Source organism: Psychroserpens sp. NJDZ02 (genome assembly GCF_004843725.1).
In the GTDB taxonomy this organism is placed as follows: Bacteria; Bacteroidota; Bacteroidia; order Flavobacteriales; family Flavobacteriaceae; genus Olleya.
In genome coordinates this window covers 2640225-2661390 of the sequence record NZ_CP039451.1, presented here as the reverse complement: position 1 = coordinate 2661390, position 21166 = coordinate 2640225, and the positions used below count along the sequence as shown (strand labels likewise).

At 32.0% G+C, this 21166-nt stretch carries 17 protein-coding genes and 1 tRNA gene; 8 read left to right on the top strand and 10 right to left on the bottom strand.

All coding sequences use genetic code 11. The annotated features are described in order from the left end of the window. Positions 1-241 precede the first annotated feature (241 nt). The 4 genes from E9099_RS11605 to E9099_RS11590 all read right to left on the bottom strand — a co-directional run bounded on the left by E9099_RS11605 (position 242) and on the right by E9099_RS11590 (position 5588). A complete protein-coding gene (locus E9099_RS11605) occupies positions 242-934 on the bottom strand; it encodes a hypothetical protein (protein ID WP_136583740.1) in 693 nt (230 codons plus the stop codon). A gap of 19 nt (positions 935-953) precedes the next feature. Then, a complete protein-coding gene (locus E9099_RS11600; RefSeq protein WP_136583739.1) occupies positions 954-1898 on the bottom strand; it encodes a DUF3078 domain-containing protein in 945 nt (314 codons plus the stop codon). Between the two features lie 22 nt (positions 1899-1920). Next, complete coding sequence (locus tag E9099_RS11595) at positions 1921-3099, bottom strand: AIR synthase related protein (RefSeq protein ID WP_136583738.1); 1179 nt, start codon at positions 3097-3099, stop codon at positions 1921-1923. Between the two features lie 302 nt (positions 3100-3401). Beyond that, positions 3402-5588 carry a glutamine synthetase III gene (locus E9099_RS11590; protein ID WP_136583737.1) on the bottom strand — a complete coding sequence of 729 codons (2187 nt, stop codon included), beginning with the start codon at positions 5586-5588 and terminating at the stop codon, positions 3402-3404. 190 nt (positions 5589-5778) lie between these two features. Here E9099_RS11590 and E9099_RS11585 point away from each other — a divergent pair, with 190 nt between their 5' ends. Then, positions 5779-6798, top strand: coding sequence for a glutamine synthetase beta-grasp domain-containing protein (locus E9099_RS11585; RefSeq protein ID WP_101020056.1), 1020 nt, complete (start codon positions 5779-5781; stop codon positions 6796-6798). Positions 6799-6878: 80 nt separating this feature from the next. Here the strand turns inward: E9099_RS11585 and E9099_RS11580 are convergent, their stop codons facing one another. Continuing rightward, positions 6879-7820, bottom strand: a complete 942-nt coding sequence (locus E9099_RS11580; RefSeq protein ID WP_136583736.1) for a calcium/sodium antiporter — start codon at positions 7818-7820, stop codon at positions 6879-6881. A gap of 184 nt (positions 7821-8004) precedes the next feature. Here E9099_RS11580 and E9099_RS11575 point away from each other — a divergent pair, with 184 nt between their 5' ends. Beyond that, positions 8005-8364, top strand: coding sequence for a BlaI/MecI/CopY family transcriptional regulator (locus tag E9099_RS11575; protein ID WP_136583735.1), 360 nt, complete (start codon positions 8005-8007; stop codon positions 8362-8364). A gap of 2 nt (positions 8365-8366) precedes the next feature. Further along, on the top strand, positions 8367-10646 hold the full coding sequence (locus E9099_RS11570) for a M56 family metallopeptidase (RefSeq protein ID WP_136583734.1): 2280 nt from the start codon (positions 8367-8369) through the stop codon (positions 10644-10646). Positions 10647-10709: 63 nt separating this feature from the next. Here E9099_RS11570 and E9099_RS11565 read toward each other — a convergent pair whose 3' ends face one another. Both E9099_RS11565 and E9099_RS11560 read right to left on the bottom strand, forming a co-directional pair. Next, positions 10710-12692, bottom strand: coding sequence for an endonuclease (locus tag E9099_RS11565; RefSeq protein ID WP_317130620.1), 1983 nt, complete (start codon positions 12690-12692; stop codon positions 10710-10712). A gap of 145 nt (positions 12693-12837) precedes the next feature. Then, positions 12838-13938, bottom strand: coding sequence for a mechanosensitive ion channel family protein (locus E9099_RS11560; protein ID WP_136583733.1), 1101 nt, complete (start codon positions 13936-13938; stop codon positions 12838-12840). A gap of 785 nt (positions 13939-14723) precedes the next feature. Between E9099_RS11560 and E9099_RS11555 the strand changes: the two genes are divergently transcribed. The 5 genes from E9099_RS11555 to E9099_RS11535 all read left to right on the top strand — a co-directional run bounded on the left by E9099_RS11555 (position 14724) and on the right by E9099_RS11535 (position 18750). Next, positions 14724-14876 carry an SsrA-binding protein gene (locus E9099_RS11555; protein WP_136583732.1) on the top strand — a complete coding sequence of 51 codons (153 nt, stop codon included), beginning with the start codon at positions 14724-14726 and terminating at the stop codon, positions 14874-14876. Between the two features lie 63 nt (positions 14877-14939). Then, positions 14940-15013, top strand: a tRNA-Arg gene (locus E9099_RS11550). Positions 15014-15189: 176 nt separating this feature from the next. After that, positions 15190-17337 (top strand): TlpA family protein disulfide reductase, encoded by a 2148-nt coding sequence (locus E9099_RS11545; protein WP_136583731.1) that lies wholly within the window; start codon positions 15190-15192, stop codon positions 17335-17337. A 438-nt stretch (positions 17338-17775) separates the two neighbouring features. Then, positions 17776-18468 (top strand): M50 family metallopeptidase, encoded by a 693-nt coding sequence (locus E9099_RS11540; RefSeq protein WP_136583730.1) that lies wholly within the window; start codon positions 17776-17778, stop codon positions 18466-18468. Positions 18469-18546: 78 nt separating this feature from the next. After that, on the top strand, positions 18547-18750 hold the full coding sequence (locus E9099_RS11535) for a DUF2892 domain-containing protein (protein WP_136583729.1): 204 nt from the start codon (positions 18547-18549) through the stop codon (positions 18748-18750). A 42-nt stretch (positions 18751-18792) separates the two neighbouring features. Here E9099_RS11535 and E9099_RS11530 read toward each other — a convergent pair whose 3' ends face one another. The 3 genes from E9099_RS11530 to prmA form a co-directional block, all read right to left on the bottom strand. Next, positions 18793-19068, bottom strand: coding sequence for an ATP-dependent Clp protease adaptor ClpS (locus tag E9099_RS11530; protein ID WP_101020076.1), 276 nt, complete (start codon positions 19066-19068; stop codon positions 18793-18795). Between the two features lie 93 nt (positions 19069-19161). Beyond that, positions 19162-19989 carry a M57 family metalloprotease gene (locus E9099_RS11525; RefSeq protein WP_136583728.1) on the bottom strand — a complete coding sequence of 276 codons (828 nt, stop codon included), beginning with the start codon at positions 19987-19989 and terminating at the stop codon, positions 19162-19164. Between the two features lie 239 nt (positions 19990-20228). Beyond that, positions 20229-21068, bottom strand: a complete 840-nt coding sequence (gene prmA / locus E9099_RS11520; protein ID WP_136583727.1) for a 50S ribosomal protein L11 methyltransferase — start codon at positions 21066-21068, stop codon at positions 20229-20231. Between the last annotated feature and the right edge of the window lie 98 nt (positions 21069-21166).

Here is a 21166-nt window from a genome sequence, read left to right as displayed (position 1 = left end):
TTTAAAAATAAAAAATAGAACAAGAAAAGCAATTACAGTGATTACCCTTATGATTCTACTTTCAAAAAGAGAATAAAAAGAAATAATATAGACATTAATTAATAAGGTTAAAAATGATACTATTAAAAGTGTGATTTTAACTAAACTCATTGTTATCTATATATTTAGAAGCAAATTTAGTTATTTTAACAATAGCTTTTTAACACTATTTTAATTTTACTTAAAAAACACAAATACAAACTTAAAGCACCGCGATAGTCATACGTCCTTTAATAAGGTCATAAAACAAATACGCTGATAGAAAATAAAACCCAAGACAATATAAAATTCTTTCGAAGTAGAAAAAACCATTAATTTCAATAAAATTAGCTATGAATCCACATAAATCCGTAAACACAAACAAAAACGTAAATAATATTAAATAAACAGCTTCTTTAGATTCTGTATAAAAATAATACTTCGCAGCTAATGCGACTGATATTATACAAACAAACCAATAGACCTGAATGGATAACAACTCACTAATTGTCATTGCTCCAGAAACAGTATTTACTGTAGTATACCCAAACAATAAATTAATAATGATAACCACCAAAAACAATACTGATAATGCTTTATCCAATTTTTTGTTTTTCATCTTTCTGTAAAGACTAAAACATAACAGCAAAAATGCACCTATTTTTATGACAGAATATATTTCTATAATATAAGGCTGCTTATAATACAAATCAAAAACATCGGCAATGAAGAGTAATGCCGCAAAAGGAACTAATAACTTGTCTTTAAATTTAAAGACAATAAATAGTATTAAAAATGAGCAACTTGTACTTAATCTAACTATTTGACTATAAAAAAAATCTAACAACACTATTGAGGCTAAGTTTACAACAACCGCAATAAGTGTAAAAATTTTTATAGTCAGTTTAGTTTTCAATAATTATATCTTTTTTTTGTTAAAAATCTACTACAACTCCAATACCAAGTAATTGCTTCCATTGTATTGCAGCACCTCTTTCTACATACTCACCTTCAATATCAGTCTCCTCTGAAATTTTAATATCATTATCATATCTTAAATGAGAACCTAATGTTGCTTTTACAAAGTCATTAACTTTAAAATCGAATATAACCTCCCAATCCAAATCTATATTTCCAAAACTATTAAGGTAATCTGTATAAAGACTTATTTTGCTTTTAATATAGATATTCTCTAAAACTTCGGTTTCATAAGAGTTAGTTACTAATATACCCATTTCTGTTCTTATAGCTTGACCATCCTTCATTTTATTTCCAAGCGCATCATATATAGCTGGATCAACTCCAAAAGACCCCTTGTCTGCTAATTCATCATCTAGAACAAACGTAGCCTTAAAAGTTAAAGGAGACATATAAAAGGACAGCTTCTCAATATTTTTACCATATTCTACACCTCCCCCTACAAACAAATAGCCTGGAGCCATAAACCTAGAGATTGAATTATCTCTATCCGGATAGTTATAACCATTAGAATATTGGGTTTTAAAGTTGAATCTACCCGAATAATACCAGTTAGTAACGGTATCTTTTCTAAACCCAATGGTCGAAATAAGCTCTAACTCGTCTTCTGTTTTTCTTAACCTCTGACTTTCTTGTTTATTGACACCGTAGCGTGTTCCTATTTCATTAAACCAAATTAAATTATTCTTCTTATAACGCCAACTTGATTTAATAGCTAATAATGCAGAAATTGAATTTGCTCCACCCGCATTCCAATTGACAAAGGTTACTTCATTAAGATCAACCCCAATCTTATTTTTTTGTGTCCATTTAATTGTATCAACAACTTTTACTGCAGCATCTGATTGCGCAACTAAACTTTGACCACAATACATAAAGCACATTATTAGAATGTATTTCATCTTATAAAAATTAACTTAATATCTAATACACAAACGTACCATACGGGCTTTCTATTGTCAGTTTTTTAGAATCAGACGCTTCTACACGACCAATAACCTGAGCATTAACATTGTAAGATTTAGATATTGCAATAATTTCTTCTGCTTTTTCCGGAGACACATATAGTTCCATTCTATGCCCACAATTAAAGACTTGGTACATTTCTTTCCAATCCGTTTTAGACTGCTCTTGGATTAATTTAAATAAAGGTGGAATTGGAAATAAATTATCTTTTACAATATGAAGCTTATCAATAAAATGAAGAATTTTAGTTTGTGCACCTCCACTACAATGTACCATACCATGTATATCCTTACTGGTATACTTAGACAAAATCTCTTTTATAATTGGTGCATAAGTCCTTGTTGGTGACAAAACTAACTGACCTGCATCTATTGGAGATCCTTCAACAGCATCCGTTAATTTTACTTGTCCAGAATACACTAAATCTTCCGGCACAGAGGCATCAAAACTTTCAGGATATTTTTTAGCTAAATAATTATCAAATACATCATGTCTTGCAGAAGTTAGTCCATTGCTTCCCATCCCTCCATTATAACTTTTCTCGTAAGTGGCTTGCCCAAAACTTTCCAAACCAACGATAACATCTCCCGCTTTAATATTAGCATTATCTATAACATCACTACGTTTTATTCTAGCAGTTACTGTAGAGTCCACAATAATAGTTCTTACTAAATCTCCAACATCAGCTGTTTCTCCTCCTGTACTATGGATTGTAACACCAAAACCTTTCAGGTCTTCAATTAATTCTTCAGTTCCATTTATAATAGCAGAAAGGACTTCACCTGGAATACGGTTTTTATTTCTTCCAATAGTAGAAGACAACATAATATTATCCGTTGCGCCAACGCATAACAAATCGTCAATATTCATTATTAATGCATCTTGAGCAATCCCTTTCCAAACAGAGACATCTCCAGTTTCTTTCCAATACATATAGGCTAAAGACGACTTTGTACCCGCTCCGTCTGCATGCATAATCAGACAATAGTCTTGATCATTAGTTAGATAATCTGGCACAATTTTACAGAATGCTTTAGGAAACAATCCTTTATCTATATTTTTTATCGCATTATGCACATCTTCTTTTGATGCAGATACACCTCTTTGACTGTAACGTTTTGAAATTTCTGAGCTCATTATGTTGTGTTAAGCAACAAAGATATTTATAAATAAAAAGCACACAAATAATATGTGTGCTTTTATACTTTAAATTACTACCAAATTGTTAATTACTCCCAATCAGTCAATTTATAATCATTAACAAGTGGCACTCTGGTTTCTCTTAAATCCAATCTTATCCTTTAACTTAATAATTATTCATCCAGTAAAATATAGAGTCATAAAATCCCGAATCAAACGCCGAGTAAAAAAGCATATCAAATTAAAGTTTAAAACAAAAAAGCCCCAATTTAATGAGGCTAATTTATTAATTTATCAAATTACTTTGTAAACAACAGCTCTCGATACTTAGTTAAAGGCCACAACTCGTCATCAACCAATAATTCTAATTTATCGCAATGGTATCTAATATCGCCAAACATTGGCTTAACCTTATTGCAATACGCTAACGCTTTCTTTTCTATATCCTCAGTCTTATTCGATTTTTTACGCGCCTCAGTCATTTTAGTAACATTGACGTTAATCGATTCTATATGAGCAGAAATATCTTCAATTAAGTTTAATTGTTCTTTCGCATATTTTTTAAAATCACTACCAAAAATCTCCTTAAGCCCTTTTACATTTTTTATTAAAACATTTTGATACTTAACAGCTGTCGGAATAATATGATTACGAGCTATATCTCCTAAAACACGACTTTCTATTTGTATACGCAATACATAATCCTCCATTTCAATCTCATATCGTGCTTCAGATTCAATTTTATTCATAACCCCTAAACCTTCAAAAAGATCCAATGTCTTTTTAGAGATTTTTGCTTTTAATGCTTCAGGTGTTGTCTTATTATTACTCAAACCTCTTTTCTTAGCTTCTTTCTCCCAAGCCTCTCCATAACCATTACCTTCAAATAGAATATTTTTAGATTTTTTAATATACTCTCTAAGAACATTAAAGATAGCATCATCTTTTTTCATATCCTTTTTATCTATCAAAGTATCCACCTCAACTTTAAAATCAATTAATTGTTTAGCAACAATACTATTTAGCACCGTCATTGGATTAGCACAGTTAGCAGTTGAGCCCACCGCTCTAAACTCAAATTTATTTCCTGTAAAAGCAAAAGGGGACGTTCTATTACGATCTGTATTATCCAATAGTACATCTGGAATTTTACCAACAACATTAAGTTTTAAATCTGTTTTCTCTTCTGGAGACAACTTACCATCCGTAACATTCTCCAATTCATTTAAAGTCTTAGTTAATTGTTGCCCTATAAATACCGAAATAATTGCTGGAGGCGCCTCATTTGCTCCTAAACGATGATCATTACTAGCCGATGCTATTGCCGCACGCAACAACTCCTCATTATCATTAACTGCTTTTATGGTATTTATAAAAAAGGTCAAAAATTGTAAATTACTCATTGGTGTTTTCCCTGGACCTAATAAATTAACCCCTGTATCCGTACTTAAACTCCAGTTATTATGTTTTCCAGAACCATTGACTCCTGCAAAAGGTTTTTCATGAAATAACACTTTAAAATTATGTCTGTCTGAAATCTTATCCATCACATCCATTAATAAGGAGTTATGATCTACTGCTAAATTAGCTTCGTCATAAATCGGCGCTAATTCAAACTGGTTTGGCGCCACTTCGTTATGCCTAGTTTTTACCGGTATACCTAGCAGCATACATTCGGTTTCCAAATCTCGCATAAACGCCATCGCTCGATTTGGTATAGTCCCAAAATAGTGATCATCCAACTGCTGTCCTTTTGCTGGCGAATGCCCTAACAACGTGCGACCTGTCTGTACGATATCAGGTCTAGACATCGCTAAATCTCGATCTATTAAAAAATACTCCTGCTCCCAACCTAATGATGCGTTTACTTTTTTAACGTTCTTATCAAAATATTTACAAACTGCTACAGCTGCGCTATCTACTGCTTGCAACGCTCTTAACAATGGTGTTTTATAATCTAAAGCCTCTCCTGTATAAGACACAAAAACGGTTGGAATACACAATGTTGTTCCGTAAATAAAGGCTGGAGATGTGGGATCCCAAGCAGTATAACCGCGTGCTTCAAATGTATTTCTTATGCCGCCATTAGGAAAACTAGAAGCATCAGGTTCTTGTTGCACCAATTGCCCACCTCCAAATCGTTCTATAGCTAAGCCTCCACCAATAGTTTCAAAAAAAGCATCGTGTTTTTCTGCTGTCGCCCCTGTTAATGGCTGAAACCAATGCGTATAATGTGTTGCGCCTTGTGAGATAGCCCATTCTTTCATTCCTGTAGAAATATGATCCGCTACAATTCTGTCAATCTTTTTACCTAATTGTATGGCATCTCTAACGCTTTCAAAACCTTCCTTGGTTAAATACTGACGCATGGTCGATTCATTAAAAACATGACTTCCAAAAATTTCAGAACGACGTTGTTTTTCTTCTATAACAATCGGTTTACGTTTTAAGGATTCTTTTATAGCATGAAATCTTAATGTTGACATATCTTCTATTTAATTAAATTATTTTGCGAATTTACAAAAATAGACAGTAACAAAATATCATACCCTAAAAAAAACAGGGTTATTAACAGGCTATTAATAAATATTTGATTTATACCCTTCTTTTTTTATGGGTAAAATCATTTTTACTTTATATTTGCTATAACATATAACTAAAAACGAATTTTTTATCATGAGTAAATCTAAATTAGAATATATCTGGCTGGATGGGTATTTCCCAACACAAAACATGAGAAGTAAAACTAAAGTTGAAAATGATTTTAGTGGAAAATTAGAAGACTGCCCGGTTTGGTCTTTTGACGGTTCTTCTACAAAACAAGCTTCAGGAGGTGCTTCTGACTGTTTATTAAAACCTGTTGCTATTTATCCAGATCCTGCAAGAAGAGATGGCTATTTAGTAATGACTGAGGTTTTAAATGCTGATGGTACACCACACGTATCTAACGGTAGAGCTACTATTGAAGATGAAGATAACGATTTCTGGTTTGGTTTTGAACAAGAGTATTTTATAATGGATACTAAAACACAAAAACCTTTAGGATTCCCAATTGGCGGATACCCTGCACCACAAGGGATGTACTACTGCTCAGTTGGTGGTTTACATACTCATGGTAGAGCATTAGTCGAAGAGCATGCTGATTTATGTATTGACGCTGGTTTAAATTTTGAAGGAATCAACCAAGAGGTTGCTTCTGGACAATGGGAATACCAATTATTTGCACAAGGTGCTAAAAAAGCAGGAGACGAAATTTGGGTATCAAGATACCTTTTAGATAGATTAACAGAACAATATGGTTATTATATAGAGTACCACCCAAAACCATTAGGAAAAGATATGGATTGGAATGGTTCTGGAATGCACGCTAATTTCTCTAACACTGTTTTAAGAACATGTGGATCTCAAGAAACATACGAGAAAATTTGTGAAGCATTTAGACCAGTAGTAAAAGAACACATTGCGGTTTACGGAGAGTTTAACGACCAACGTTTAACTGGTGATCACGAAACAGCATCTATCCACGACTTTAGTTATGGTATTTCTGATAGAGGAGCATCAATTCGTATTCCAATTATCACAGTAGAGAAAGGATGGAAAGGCTGGTTAGAAGACCGTCGTCCAGCATCTAATGGTGATCCATATAAAATAGCAGGTCGTATTATTAAGACAGTAAAATCTGCTAATATTAGCTAATAGCTGATTACTAGTTAAATCCAATAAAAAACGCTTTCTAATTTATAGAAAGCGTTTTTTTTATGTTCGATTAGTTTTTATTATCCTTTAAAAACTAAAAAGATAAACGTACCGTACAACGCCACTAAAGCAAAGCCTTTATACTTATTTATTTCATTACGCTTTGGTAACAACCCTAACACTAACACTAGTGCTGCAAAAATTAGCATCCAAAAAATATCTCTCGATAATATCAGAGACTCTGTTACAGGAATAGTCTTAATCATTGAGGTCAGCCCTAAAACAGACCCTATATTAAAAATATTAGACCCTATTAAATTCCCTAAAGAAATAGCTTTTTCTTTTTTAGCTGCAGCAATAACAGAGGCAGCCAATTCCGGCACACTTGTACCAATAGCAATCATCGTTACACCAATAACAGCCTCACTAACCCCTAAACTAGTCGCGATTGACGTTGCTCCTTTAACCAACCATTCACTACCAAAATACAATGCAGCAGCACCAATTAATAACCAAATTCCGATTTTAAAATTAGAAACAACAGCTAACGCATCGTCCACCTCCTCTAAATCTTCAGTAGATTTTTGACTTCTTATTAAGTATACTATAAATACAATTAAACTAACAAATAAGATCAAACCTTCAATTGCTGTTAATTGGTTATCATTCCATAAAAAATAATATAACGCTATAGAAAACAACATCATAACAGGCCATGTTAGTCTATAAAACGATTTATCTATACCAATAGCTCCAACAATAGCAGTAATCCCCAATACCAATCCAATATTAGCAATATTAGACCCTACGACGTTATTTATAGCAATTGCAGGAGACCCTTTTAAAGCCGCTTGCAAACTAACTAATAACTCTGGCGCAGATGTCGCAAAAGACACCACCGTCATACCTATTACTATTTTAGAAATATTTAACTTAAAGGATAAAGCCACAGAAGATCGCACTAAAAACTCACCTCCTACTACTAATAATATAAAACCTAAAATAAGATATGCTACACTCATAAAAAATATATTTTTTGCGAAGATACATTTTGAAATCCTAAATAAGAATTAGCACCTCTGTTATTTACGTTATCAAGTCATACTTTTCGTTAAAAACTAAAAAAATAGTTAAAAAACTATATTTACAGTTGTATAACTATTTTTTTAGTTAAGTTTGTTTTATCCAATTAATAACACTTTGATTATGCAGAAATTAACCAATAAAGAAGAAGAAATAATGCGCATTTTATGGAAGCTAGAACATGCTTTTGTAAAAGATGTCATGGCAGAAATCAAAGAAGACAAGCCACACTACAACACATTATCTACAATGATCAGGAATCTTGAAGAAAAAGGATATGTTAGCTATGAAGCTTTCGGAAAAACACACCGTTACTTCCCTATTGTTGCCAAAGAAGACTATCGTAATAAATTTATGAATACGGCCATAGACAACTACTTTAACAGTTCTTACAAAAATGTAGTGTCATTTTTTGCCAAAGAAGAAAAGATTAGTGTTGACGAGTTAAAAGAGATTATTCGTTTAATAGAAAACCAAGACTAACTATGGACTACTTTTTAAAAGCTTCGGTAATAATCATACTATTTTACGCGTGCTACAAGTTGTTTTTGCAACGTGACACTTTTTTCCAAGCCAATCGGTGGTTTCTTCTAATAGGTTTGTTTGCCTCCATCGTACTACCTTTAATTATTATTCCTATTTATATAGAATACACACCAACACCAGTACAATTCTTTGAAACTACAACTACCACTTTTCCACCACAACAAATAAGTGAAGCTCCTAACTTTGATTATTGGCAACTATTACCTTATATATATTTAGCGGGCGTACTATTTGTTTTAACACAAGTGACACTTCAATTTATATCATTAAACAGATTATTAAAACATCAGAAGAAAACAAAAAAAGGTCAGTTTACTTATATTGAAACTGATACCGAAATTGCGCCATTTTCATTTTTCAACCGTATTGTTTTTAATAGCAATCAATTTACCAAGACAGAGCTAGAACATATTATTGCTCACGAAAAAGCACATGCTACACAGTTACATTCCGCAGACATCCTGATAATCCAAATAGCAAGTATCTTATTTTGGTTTAACCCTTGCATTTGGCTCTATAAAAAAGCGCTGCAGCAAAATCTCGAATTTATAGCAGACCACGCGGCGCAAAACAAGATAAAATGCGCAAAAAGCTATCAGACTGTATTATTAAAAGCTAGTTTAACTTCAAATCAATTAGCTATTACCAATAATTTTTATCAATCATTAATCAAAAAACGAATTGTTATGTTACAAAAAACAAAATCAAAAACAAGAAATCAACTTAAGTTTGCAATTGTCTTACCTTTTTTGGCCTTATTCTTAATGAGTTTTAATACAAAAGAAGTTTATATCGCTAAAGCGGAAACTATGCAGGATGCCACAGCGTCTAATCTTTTTACAATAACTTCAAACTCTACAGATCAAGACATTGAAGCGATTAAAAACCAGCTAGAAGCACAAACAGATGGTTTAAAGGTTAAGTTTTCTAATTTAAAAAGAAATTTAGAAGGTAAAATCACAAAACTTTCAATTGAAACAAAATCAAAAAACTCAAACAAGTTTAATCACAATGCAACTTATGGAAACGACTTAAAAATTCCTGTTTCTAATATTCATTTAAAAATTGAAAATGGAGTATTAGTTTTTGAAAACCAAAATCAAGAAATAGTAATGCAGGCAACAGACAAAAGTGTTGTTACGGACAAAACAATCACAAAACAAGATAGCGTTTCATACACTGAAAATACCATTATCAATTCTCAAACAAAAGCTACTAAAGACTTAGCAAGCAAACTACTTATTACAGAAGAAGGAGATAAACCATTGTATGTTATAGACGGTAAAATAACAGAAGGCAAACTAGATATAGAGCCAGAAAATATAGCATCAATCTCCGTACTCAAAGGAGATATGGCTACAAAAAAATATGGCTCAAAAGGAAAGCATGGCGTTATTGAAATTACCTTAAAAAACAGCAATGATATTATTATAGCTAACGAAGGAGTGATTATAACACAAGACAAGAACGGCAACCTTATAAAAAACGGTGTGACTTATACGCCATCTAATGGTAATTCTTCTGTTATAAATAAAAACGATGATAAATCCTTTACCATGTCTATCGCAACAAGCACTTTAGGTAATCAAATTATTAATGAAAACATAAATATCATCTCCGACAATAAACTAAATGACACGCTACAGTTTAAGGCAATAAATTTAAAGGCAGAAAACAACGAAAAACCAATGATATTTATAGACAACCAGAGAGCAAACAAACAACAGTTGTCTAATTTAAAACATGAAGACATCAAATCAATGAGTGTTTTAAAAAGCAAAAAAGACATTACACCTTTTGGTAAAGAAGGGAAAAATGGTGTTATATTAATTACAACAAAAAGCGCATCAACAAACAACCTAAAAGCTTCCGATAAAAAAGAAAGTTCTTGGGATGTAAATTACGGAATATCAAGTACTACTTATAATGACGATGAAACTCCCGCTAAATACAACATTGTATTACATATAACTAAAAACACACCTGATTTAGTCTTAGAACAACATAAAAAGCAATTAGCATCATTAGGCAAAGAACTAGAATATATAACGTTAAGAAGAAATAACAAGGATGAAATAACGAAGCTTAAAATGTCCCTAACAAATAATAAAGGTCAAACTTCAAAAGTATTATACCAATCCAACAAAGGAATTCCTGCCATAAACATAACCATAGATACTGACGGAGAAGTAAATATAGAATCACAAAAGCAAGATTAAATAAACTGTATAAAAAAAAGACCTTCAATTGAAGGTCTTTTTTTATTTGAAATTATCTTAGTTTTATTCAATAACAATCTTTTTTATCAGACGTTCGCCTTCAGCCTCAATAGTAACTAAATACAAACCACTAGCTAGTTTCAAATCCATATAACTATTATTACTAATCGTTTGTGACAAAACAACTCTTCCTTCAGCTGAAAACAAAGCAACCTCATAACTAGGCTTGTTACCAGAAATATATAATTTATCTATAACAGGGTTAGGATACACTTTTATTGTTTCGGTTGTAAAACCAGCAACACTTAATGGTTGATTCCAAATATCACCAACCTGGTCTCCCCAAATGTATTCTACTAAATCGGGTTGATCTATAAGCGGATTCCGATTAAACTGCCATTCGTAAATCACATTATTTCTATTCATTTCAAAATCATCTGGCGGATCATTTCTATGCCACTCTAAAAGTGTCGCTAAATCACCTAATTGACCTAACGTAGTCGGATATCCATTTTCAATACTTAATCCATTATATCTAATTTGCATATATAACACGCTTCGTGCAACATCTCCCTTAAAACTCCCTAAAGTCCCCGAAGGTCCATTGTATTCTCCGTAATGCTGATTACTTCTTACACTATTTTCAGGACCGTCTGCTGCTCTCAAAGCATGTGCATCACTATTACCATGACGTAAAGAATCTGCATTAGTTGTCCAAAACACATCTTTTCCATCTCTAAAATCATCTAAATCTATACTCGCATAACCCGCTAAAGAGCGCGGATAAGTATGCTCCCTGTTCCAAGTTCCTGTATTATTTGAGGTTGTTTGAAAATCTAACTTAGGTTTTCCTACTTCTGTATAAACTAGCCAAACCTGATTACTATTTTCAGGATTTTGATCTGCCACTTCTAAGATATCAATAATATCTGCATACGTTTGCGCTCTCACCACTGCAGGATCTGCTATTATATCTTGTAAAGCTTGCTCCAGACTACCATCAGACAATCCATCTAAACTATCGTAATACCCTGCAGGCTGAGTACTTTCAACATTACCAAAAGTCGAATTTAAAGGTGTTCCAAAAGCCGCAACAACAAAATCATTATCAACAACTCTAGTTTCTAAATTATTATTCAAAGCTATATATGCTGTTGGCAATGTTGACACCTCTAGCTTTAAAACCTCATCACCTTCATCTAACACATCGTCTACTATATTAATGGTTGTTGTTATAGTATTCTGACCCGCCGCAATAACAACTGATGTAATCCCGGTAAAATCAGAAGTATTAAAACCATAATTATTTAAAGTAAAATTAATAGTTAGATCTGTTGTAACATCTTGCTCTGTAGTAAACGTCACATCAAATGCATCGCCTTCGTTAAAAAAACCAGCTGTCATAGTTGTAAAAACCCCATTTAGCACCACGCCACTTCCATCATTTAAAGCTCTTGGTGTTGGTGTTGTAGACAGATAAGTTACACTATCAGCAGTCTCTAAACCATCATCAAAACGTTGTATTGAATTTGTATTATTACTAGACCCTTCATTAATTTGCTCTGTAACCCCTAACAACGCCATTAACCCTGTATCATTAGAATCGCTAGTATCATAAACCAATGCATCTACTAAATTAGTTTGCGTCGCTAAAGTCCCTTCTAAAAAATCTGTAGCATCTCCTAAATACAAAGCAACTGCATCTGCCCCATTTTGAATTAAGTTAGGCGGAATAATTATTTGAGGAAAAGGCGACACTAAATCACTACCAATTAAAAGCAATCCATTAATATCTGTGGTGTACCCATCTAAATCTAACGTAAAATAGCTAGAATCATTTCCAGAAGCAGACCCATTAAAAAGAACCAAAACATAACCATCTAAAGCAAAATTAGGAACACTTGATAGTAGTTCTATAAATTCGTGATTATCAATATTGTTTCCTTCAAAAGTAGTATCGCAATCTAACTCGTTAATTACAACAGTTTGAGAATACCCCATACTTGCAAAAAGGAATAAGACTAATAAAGTAATTTTTTTCATCATTATTTTTTTTTTGCGAATATAGCTCGTAATCCAAGTGGTCTTTTTTCTTCCTATATTAAATTATAATTAATAAAATTTAAAAACTTACCATCCAAACCAATCAAATGTTAACCTTTTAAAAACATCAATTATAATAAAAAAGAGTCTAAACGTCTTTCTTTTCGTTTTTATCTTTTTTCATGACAACGGTTCTGTATGGGAACGGAATTTCGATACCTTCTTTATCAAACCGCTTCTTAACACTTTCTAAAACATCTATTTTAAGCTGAAAACTATCATTAAAGTCTTGAGCCCAAGCCCATGCACGTATAGTTACAGAAGAATCATTAAGTGCTATTAATGCCGTTTTCACCACAGGTTTATTATCTTCTATATCTAATAAAGTACGGTTATCAAAAATAAGCGGATGCTTTTCGAACTCTTCCTGCATTATTTTTTTAGCTAAATCAATATCGCTATCGTAAGAAATCCCAATCTCAATACGCTCACAACACTTCAATTCGCCTAAATCGTAATTAATTAGTTTTTCTTTATTCATGATTGCATTTGGGATTACAATCATTTTATTTTCAAAATTTCTAATCACTGTATGGCGCAATGTTATATCTGTCACACTACCAACCATTGCATCTGTTACTTTTACCGTATCTCCAATTTTAAAAGGCTTAAACACAATTATAAAAATACCACCAATTAAATTAGACAGCGCCTCTTGAGAGGCTACACCAATTATAAGCGCGGCTACTCCTGCACCTCCTATCGCGGTTTGTGCAACACCTTTCAAGGACGGAAAAGCCAACAAACACAACACGAGTCCAAATAAATAAATCGCCACTAAGACTACAGATTTTAAAAACTTAATACTTGTGGGATCCTGATTACTTTCTAACTTTTTCTGTACATCTAATTTAAACCATAAGTTAACCGTCGTTGCTACAATTATAGTTATAGCAGACACAAGACCAAGGTACAAGACTGTTTTAAAATCTTTTATAACCACACTTTTTTCATCATTTTCCACAAAAAGATAACTTAAAGCTATTACACCCAAGACAATCCAAAGTGTATTAAGAATCTTTTTAAGCAGGTTTGTCGACTTTGCTTTTTCGTAGGGAAACTTTCTTTTCTTTTCCTTTAAAACCCAAGTATGCAACATGTTAGTTAAAACACGTAAAACAATAACGATAACGATAACAAAAATACTATAAATAATATCTTGCCTATGTGCTTGAAAAAATTCTGTCATTGCAACTATTTTATTAATCTATTAAAAAAAAGAAAGGTTAAAGTGAATAAAAATGAACTACACCACCATTCGCCAACCAAAGGTTTCGTTCTCTACCTATTAATTCACCTTAATTTATGCGATTATACTATGTCGTATTACAGTAATCACTCTAACTGCAAATTTACTACTAGTTTGAATAGCTAAAAAATACTTCTATTAAAGTTTTGTTATAAAACAAGTTGGAAACACACTACTATTTTAAACTTTTAGCAAACATTTTAAAAACAGAAATGGAATGACGCTACCAAACAAAATAAATTTTCAAAATGAATTTAATGAATACTTCTTATTTATAAGTTTATTATATGAAAATTCCCTTGGTTAAAAATAATTACAAAAAAACCCTCTACAATAGTAATAATTTAAAACAACAAACAGAATATATACTTACATATTAAAACTTCAGTCAAGAGGAAATTAAATTAATTAAAACACTTTATGTTTATACGCTTATATAAGTAAAGTCAACTATATCTATTTACTTGTTTTTGCTTGGTAGATACTATTGAAAAAACATATCTTCAAAAAACAATCCTAAAATGGATGCTATTATTAACCCTTAAAACTTTAAAATTATGCTAACACTAGTCAAACTAATAGTCGACGTTTTAACATCGATTATACTTTAGAACATAAAATGTAAAACTTAGTCTAGAATAAGTTTTACCATTTTATTTTAAAATACTAAAGACTATTTGGCTAACACCAACTAAAGCAATAATTTTGAATTTAAATTAAAGGGTATGAAACAATCATTTTTCAAGTTTCTAGCAAAAGCTAATAAACTTGTATTACCAAGCTACACAAAGCAAAAGTTAGACTTAAGTAAAGCCACTAAACTACAGATGGCTATTTTTGGATGGAAACTATTTGTTACAAAAAACGCATTAAATTAAATTTTATTAAAAAAACTTTGATACTTATATAAAAAAGATATATATTTGCACCCACGAAAAAAAGGCCTCGTGGCGCAACTGAATAGCGCACTTGATTACGGCTCAAGAGGTTACTGGTTTGAATCCAGTCGAGGTCACTAAAAAAATCCGCAGACAACTCATAATGACATTGTTGCGGATTTTTGCTTTTTATAAGTGTCGCTATTAATTAATTGGAATAGAATCTTGTACCAAACCTTTTAAAATTATTAGCATCCAGAGCACACTATTTTGTTACCTTTCGGTAGAAAATACGCCAACTAACCTATAATTTATGAAAAACACGATTATCACCATTTTTTTATTGGTATTATTCACCAATACTTTTGCCCAAAAAACAATAGAAAACCCCGAATACGGACTTATCACCATTCCTAGCTCAATTACAAAAATAGAAATATTAGATACCGCTACCGTTTTACATTTTCATATAAAGTCCTACACTAATAGAAAAATTACTATCTCGGACAAAAGTTATATCGAAGTTATTGGTAGTGATAAAAAGTTATTGGTCACAAAATCCGAAGGCATAACACTAAATGAAGAAGAAAGTGCTTCTGATACAAGTGAACTTTTTTATAGCCTACATTTTCCAAAGCTAGAAACTAATGTAAAAACTATAGATTTTGTTGAAGTCCACGACAATGAAGAAAATAATGCATATGCCTATGATATTGTTATAGATCAAGAAAACGCATCTATGCTACCTCTAGCACTTCGTGGTAATTGGATGCGAATGGATGGAAGTAACCTTTGGGATTATGGTTTTTATCCTAATAACGCGATAATTGATAGAGCGGTTTGGAACTATAAAAAAGTGACTAATAAAGGAAAGAAATATACCATTACATTAGAAAGAGAAGGCGCCTTAAAAACTGTTTATGCAAAACTTAATAAAAATGGTCGTGTCGATTTTGGAGCCACCCCTAAACAACTTGTTACATATAGTTTAACCAAGTTACATAACCCTAATTTTAAATTAGAAAATGATCTACCTTACGAGTCTGCATCTTTATTAAAATTAGACTCTACAACCTATTCTGGTGTAATAAAAGGATATACAGAACGCGTAAAAGAAAAAGCATATGTTAATATTGCTATCTATGACGCCTTTACTTTAAAAGTAGAGCCGCTAAAAGCTAAAATTAAAGCCGATGGTAGTTTTTCAATTAAGTTTCCTGCAAATTACCCACAACACATCTTAGTGTTTTCGACTTATAATACATCGCAGCAACGTGTTTACATAGAACAAGGAAAAGAAACCTTTCATTTTATAAACGAGGGAACACCTCTTTTTATGGGAGATTGCGCCATATTAAATGATGGATTAACAGAATTGAAATCTATAAATTCTTTTTTTAATAATAAAATAATGAAAGAACTAGCAGAAAGCACAATTTCCGTGTCGCCTGAAGATTATAAAAAAGCACTTCTTAAACTTAGAGACAAGGACCTTACTGCCCTTAAAGAACTTAATCAGAAACATTTTTTTAGTCGTAAAGCCCTCCAAACAAAAAAAATGTGGCTCAAATTTATTGCAATGAATTCTATTCATACTTATGAACGTAGAAGAAATTACCAAATTAAAAATTTACCCCCAGAAAAAGAAGGGACATTAATTATAGACTATAAAATTGAACCTTCATTTTACGACTTTTATTCAAGGGATATATTTAATGACCGGTTAGGACTTTTAGCAACACCTTATTTTGGTTATATTGCTAATAGCTTAACTTCTGATAGTAGTTTTAAAAATGAGAATGATTCTGCTCGTGATATAGAAAATAATATACAAGACCGTTTAAATTTAGAGAATACTGTTATGATGGATTTTATAAGGTTTCGACGATTTTATGGTGATTTTTTTAATGAAGGGAATAACTTTACAGAGGCAGATATAGAAAATGCGAAGCAAGAGATTAAAGATCCTTTTCTTTCAGATTACTTAACAATTACCGCTAAAAGAATAAAAGCAACTCAAGTAAAAAGTACTTCTAACATTAATACAGTAGAAAAGGCTGAAGGCGAAGAATTATTTGAAGCCCTGATTAAAAAATTTAATGGAAAAGTCATTTATGTTGATTTTTGGGCAACTTGGTGTGGAGCTTGTGTCACATTCATTAAAAAAACTAAATCGTTTAGAGAAGAAATGAAAGATAAAGATGTTGTCTTTTTGTATATATCGGGTGAGAGTAAAAAAGCACCAGAAAACACATGGAGACAAGTCATCGCAGACATAAATGGAGAACACTATTGGCTCACAGAGGAGCAATGGAACTACTTATTAAACAAATTTAACTTTAATGGAATTCCTCACTATATGATAATTAATAAAAAAGGTGAAGTTGTTAACGATAATCTGATACACCCTTCTATCGAAGAATTAAAAGCGGTTTTAAACGAGGAGTTAGCAAAAGAATAGACACTGGAACTTTTCTTGTTACTTTTTTTGTCGTAAACCACATCACTAATTAACTTAAGACAAATTACAGATAAAAGAAACCCTTAAGATAGACTTAGGGGTTTCTTTTTATCCTCTTCTTTTTTCTTGTGTTGCACTGCTGCTACTTGATTAATTGTAGGATTGGTAATAAGCTAGCTACTACTATATTTAATTTGAAATATTAGTATTAATAGTGCTTTTTAGATGACGTTCTCATCTGAATCAAATCATAAAAAAACACAACATAAAGCATTTTGATACCCAATCAAGATGTCTACCAAAACCAACATATTTCAAAGCTTTTTGAAAAGGTTGGTTTTTTATTTGCATTCTTTAAAAAAAACCATAAACTAAGGTGCTTTATAAACCAAATCTTAATTAATTTACACCAGCAACAAACAAGACTTATAATACAACATGACATTAACAGATAAAAAATATCAAAGTATCCATTTAATTATTCTGATTACAGTGGTCATATTATTCTGGAACACTTTGTTGGTTTATCCTATTAAGTTATTTGTGGTTATGCTCCACGAAATGAGCCACGGTTTAATGGCTATTGCCTTTGGTGGTCAAATAATAGAAATACAAATTAGCAAACAAATCGGAGGCTATTGTCTTTACAGTATTACACCTAGTTTTTGGAGTTCGTTTATGACGGGAAGTGCCGGTTACCTAGGAAGTTTATTTTGGGGAGCTTTGATTTTAATTTTAGCTGTCAAATCTGAAAAAGATAAATACATCACCCTAGTCATTGGCATGATCTTATTAGCACTCTCCTACTTTGTAATGCAATCCGGTGAGTTTTTTGGAACTACGATGACCTTTGGCCTAGGACTTTTTATGCTCATTGCTTTTAAATATTTTGGCAACTTCTTCCATGACTTATGGTTAAAATTTTTAGGCATCATCTCCTGTGCTTATGTCATCCTAGATATAAAAGGGGATCTGATTGATAATTCAAACATTGGCAGTGATGCCGACGCAATTGCTGTACTTACTGGTTTACCCAGTGCATTTATTGGTATTGTATGGATGTGTATTGCACTAATTACTATGTTTATTGTTTTACGCTATGTTTACAAAAAACAGAACACTAATATCTGATTTGCAGCAAAATACACTTAAAAATACACACTTTTTTTATTTCTAATGCTTACTTTTAAGTAATCAATACTATTTATTATGAAAAAAAACATGGGAGCTTTAGATAAAAGCTTAAGAGTATTAGCAGCTTTATTCATAGCATTACTTTATTATCTAAATATAATTAGCGGGACAGTAGCCTATATTTTAATGGCATTAGCTATTGTTTTTTTAATCACTAGTTTTATCAATTTTTGTCCACTCTACACCGTTTTAGGAGTCAATACTTGCAAAAGAAAATAACAAGTATAAAAAAAGAGTCTTTAATTATAAAGACTCTTTTTTTTAAATGATTTCTGCACTTAATCCTGCTTCTAGCAACATGGTACATCTGGGCTCCAACTCTTTGTAAGACCCCGTTTTAACCGTGCACTGTCCTTTATAGTGTACTAAAATAGTACATTGTTCGGCTTGTTCCGGTGTATGATCACAAGCATAAATTAAACTATCAATAACATGATCAAAGGTATTAACATCATCGTTATACACAACAATCTCGTTGTTTGGTTTTTCTAAGGTCTCTACCTCGTGTTGTTCTTGTACTTTCTCTTTTGTACTCATCCGTACTTTTTTTTATAAAAGTAAAAAAATATTAGACATAAAAAAAGGCTTCTGTCGTCACAAAAGCCTTTTATTACTGTATTTAACTTAATATTAGTACATAATGTTAAGCGCACTGATGTCATCTACACCAAATTCTCCATCTTCTCCACTACTAAAACAAGCTAACATAATTGATGTTGAGGGATTATTTCCACCTAAATCGATTGCTCCAATTGATCCTGCACCTTCATTTTGATTTTGACCACAACTAGCTCTATCAAACCAATCTGTATGTCTAAACCCTACTGAGTGACCTATTTCATGCGTAATTACATGCTCTACAACATTTGTATCATAATTGTTTAAACCGTAAATCTGAACAAATTTATGTGGATTACCATTAGTAGGGAAACCAGCAGATCCTCCTGCTCCAGACTCATTTGGATTATGGTATACTACCATATCTTTTGAGTCATAATCTGTTCCAAATGTTAATTGAAAAGATATTGACACACCACTTAAAGCGTTATAATTATTTACAGCCCATTGTAACGCTGTTTGCTCTTTAGTAGACAAAGCATTACTTCCGCCTGTGTATCCAATTATAGAAATAGTTTTTCCTTGAGACACTAAATTGTTTGTACGGTAATTTCTATCTGTTGCAGATACTGCTTCAAGATTTAAGATTTCCGCTTCACTCATAAAGATATCACCTTCTACTTCAATCATCTCTTTTGTGGTGCCATCAGGCAACATAAAATCAACTAATTTTACATCTTTTGTATTGATTTGTGCATCTCCTAATTTAGCTATTAACTCTGCAGAGACTTCTTTTACCGCAACTTGCTCTTCTACTATAGTGTCTTCATCTTTTTGACATGATTGTAATCCTAGAATAAAACATAGGCTGGTTAGAGCCATAAATTGAACTTTCTTCATTTTTAGTTGAATTTTAAATTAATTAAATGGTTTGCTTTACGTAAACTTTTTCACACAATTTTAAAAATTGTTTATTTAAAAAATTTTGCTATTAATCTTATGTGAGATAATTATCACAGCAAAGATAATTGATATAAAAAGAAGATTGTTGCGGTTTTAACCGTAAATTTATGTTTTTATTAACAGAGGAGTTAAAAATTTATGTTATTCTCAGTAGTGTTGTTTTTTTATACTGTTATTTATTCCTTTTCAAATTTAAGCGCTACCCAATTATTTCTTGTCAATGTATCTTTTAAAACAAGTTGGTTATCGTTACATTCTTTTTCTATCATTGGAATGTCTTCTTGATAAAAACCGCTTAAAAACAAGGTGCCTTTGGCATCCAAACATTTTGAATACGCTGCAATATCATTTAGTAAAATATTACGATTAATGTTTGCAATAATAGTATCGTATTTTTTACCTTTTAAAAGTGCTGCTTCTCCTTCATAAACAGAAATGTGTTTACAATTGTTACGTTCCACATTTTCTAGGCTATTTAAGTAGCACCAGTTGTCTATATCTATTGCATCTAATGGTTTTGCACCTTTCATCTCGGCCAATATTGCTAAAACTGCTGTACCACATCCCATGTCTAAAACAGACTTACCTTCAAAATCGTTTTTAAGGATATGTTGTATCATCATGTGTGTGGTTTCATGATGCCCTGTTCCAAAACTCATTTTTGGTTCGATAATAATATCGTATTGGGTATCAAACTTATCATGAAATGGTGCGCGTACGGCACACAGATCATCGACCACTATTGGATTAAAGTTTTTCTCCCACTCTTCATTCCAATTGGTTTGCTCAATTTCGTCAAAGGTATACGTGATTTCAAACTCGTCTGACTTTAATATTTGGATATCGTCCAAAATAGTATCGGTATACTCTTCTTTTTGGATATACGCTGTAACCCCTTCTTCGGTCTCTACAAAACTTTCAAATCCTGCGTAACCTAACTCTGCTATCAGGATTTCTGTTCCTGGTTGTATAGGTTGTACTTTAAAGTAATACCCTATGTAAATAATATTTGACATTTTAATTTGTACTGTATTTTGCAGATTAGCCTGCGTTAGCGGTTGTAGTGGCATCCTTTTTTTGCTGCCATATATGGCAAAAAAAGATATAACGGAAG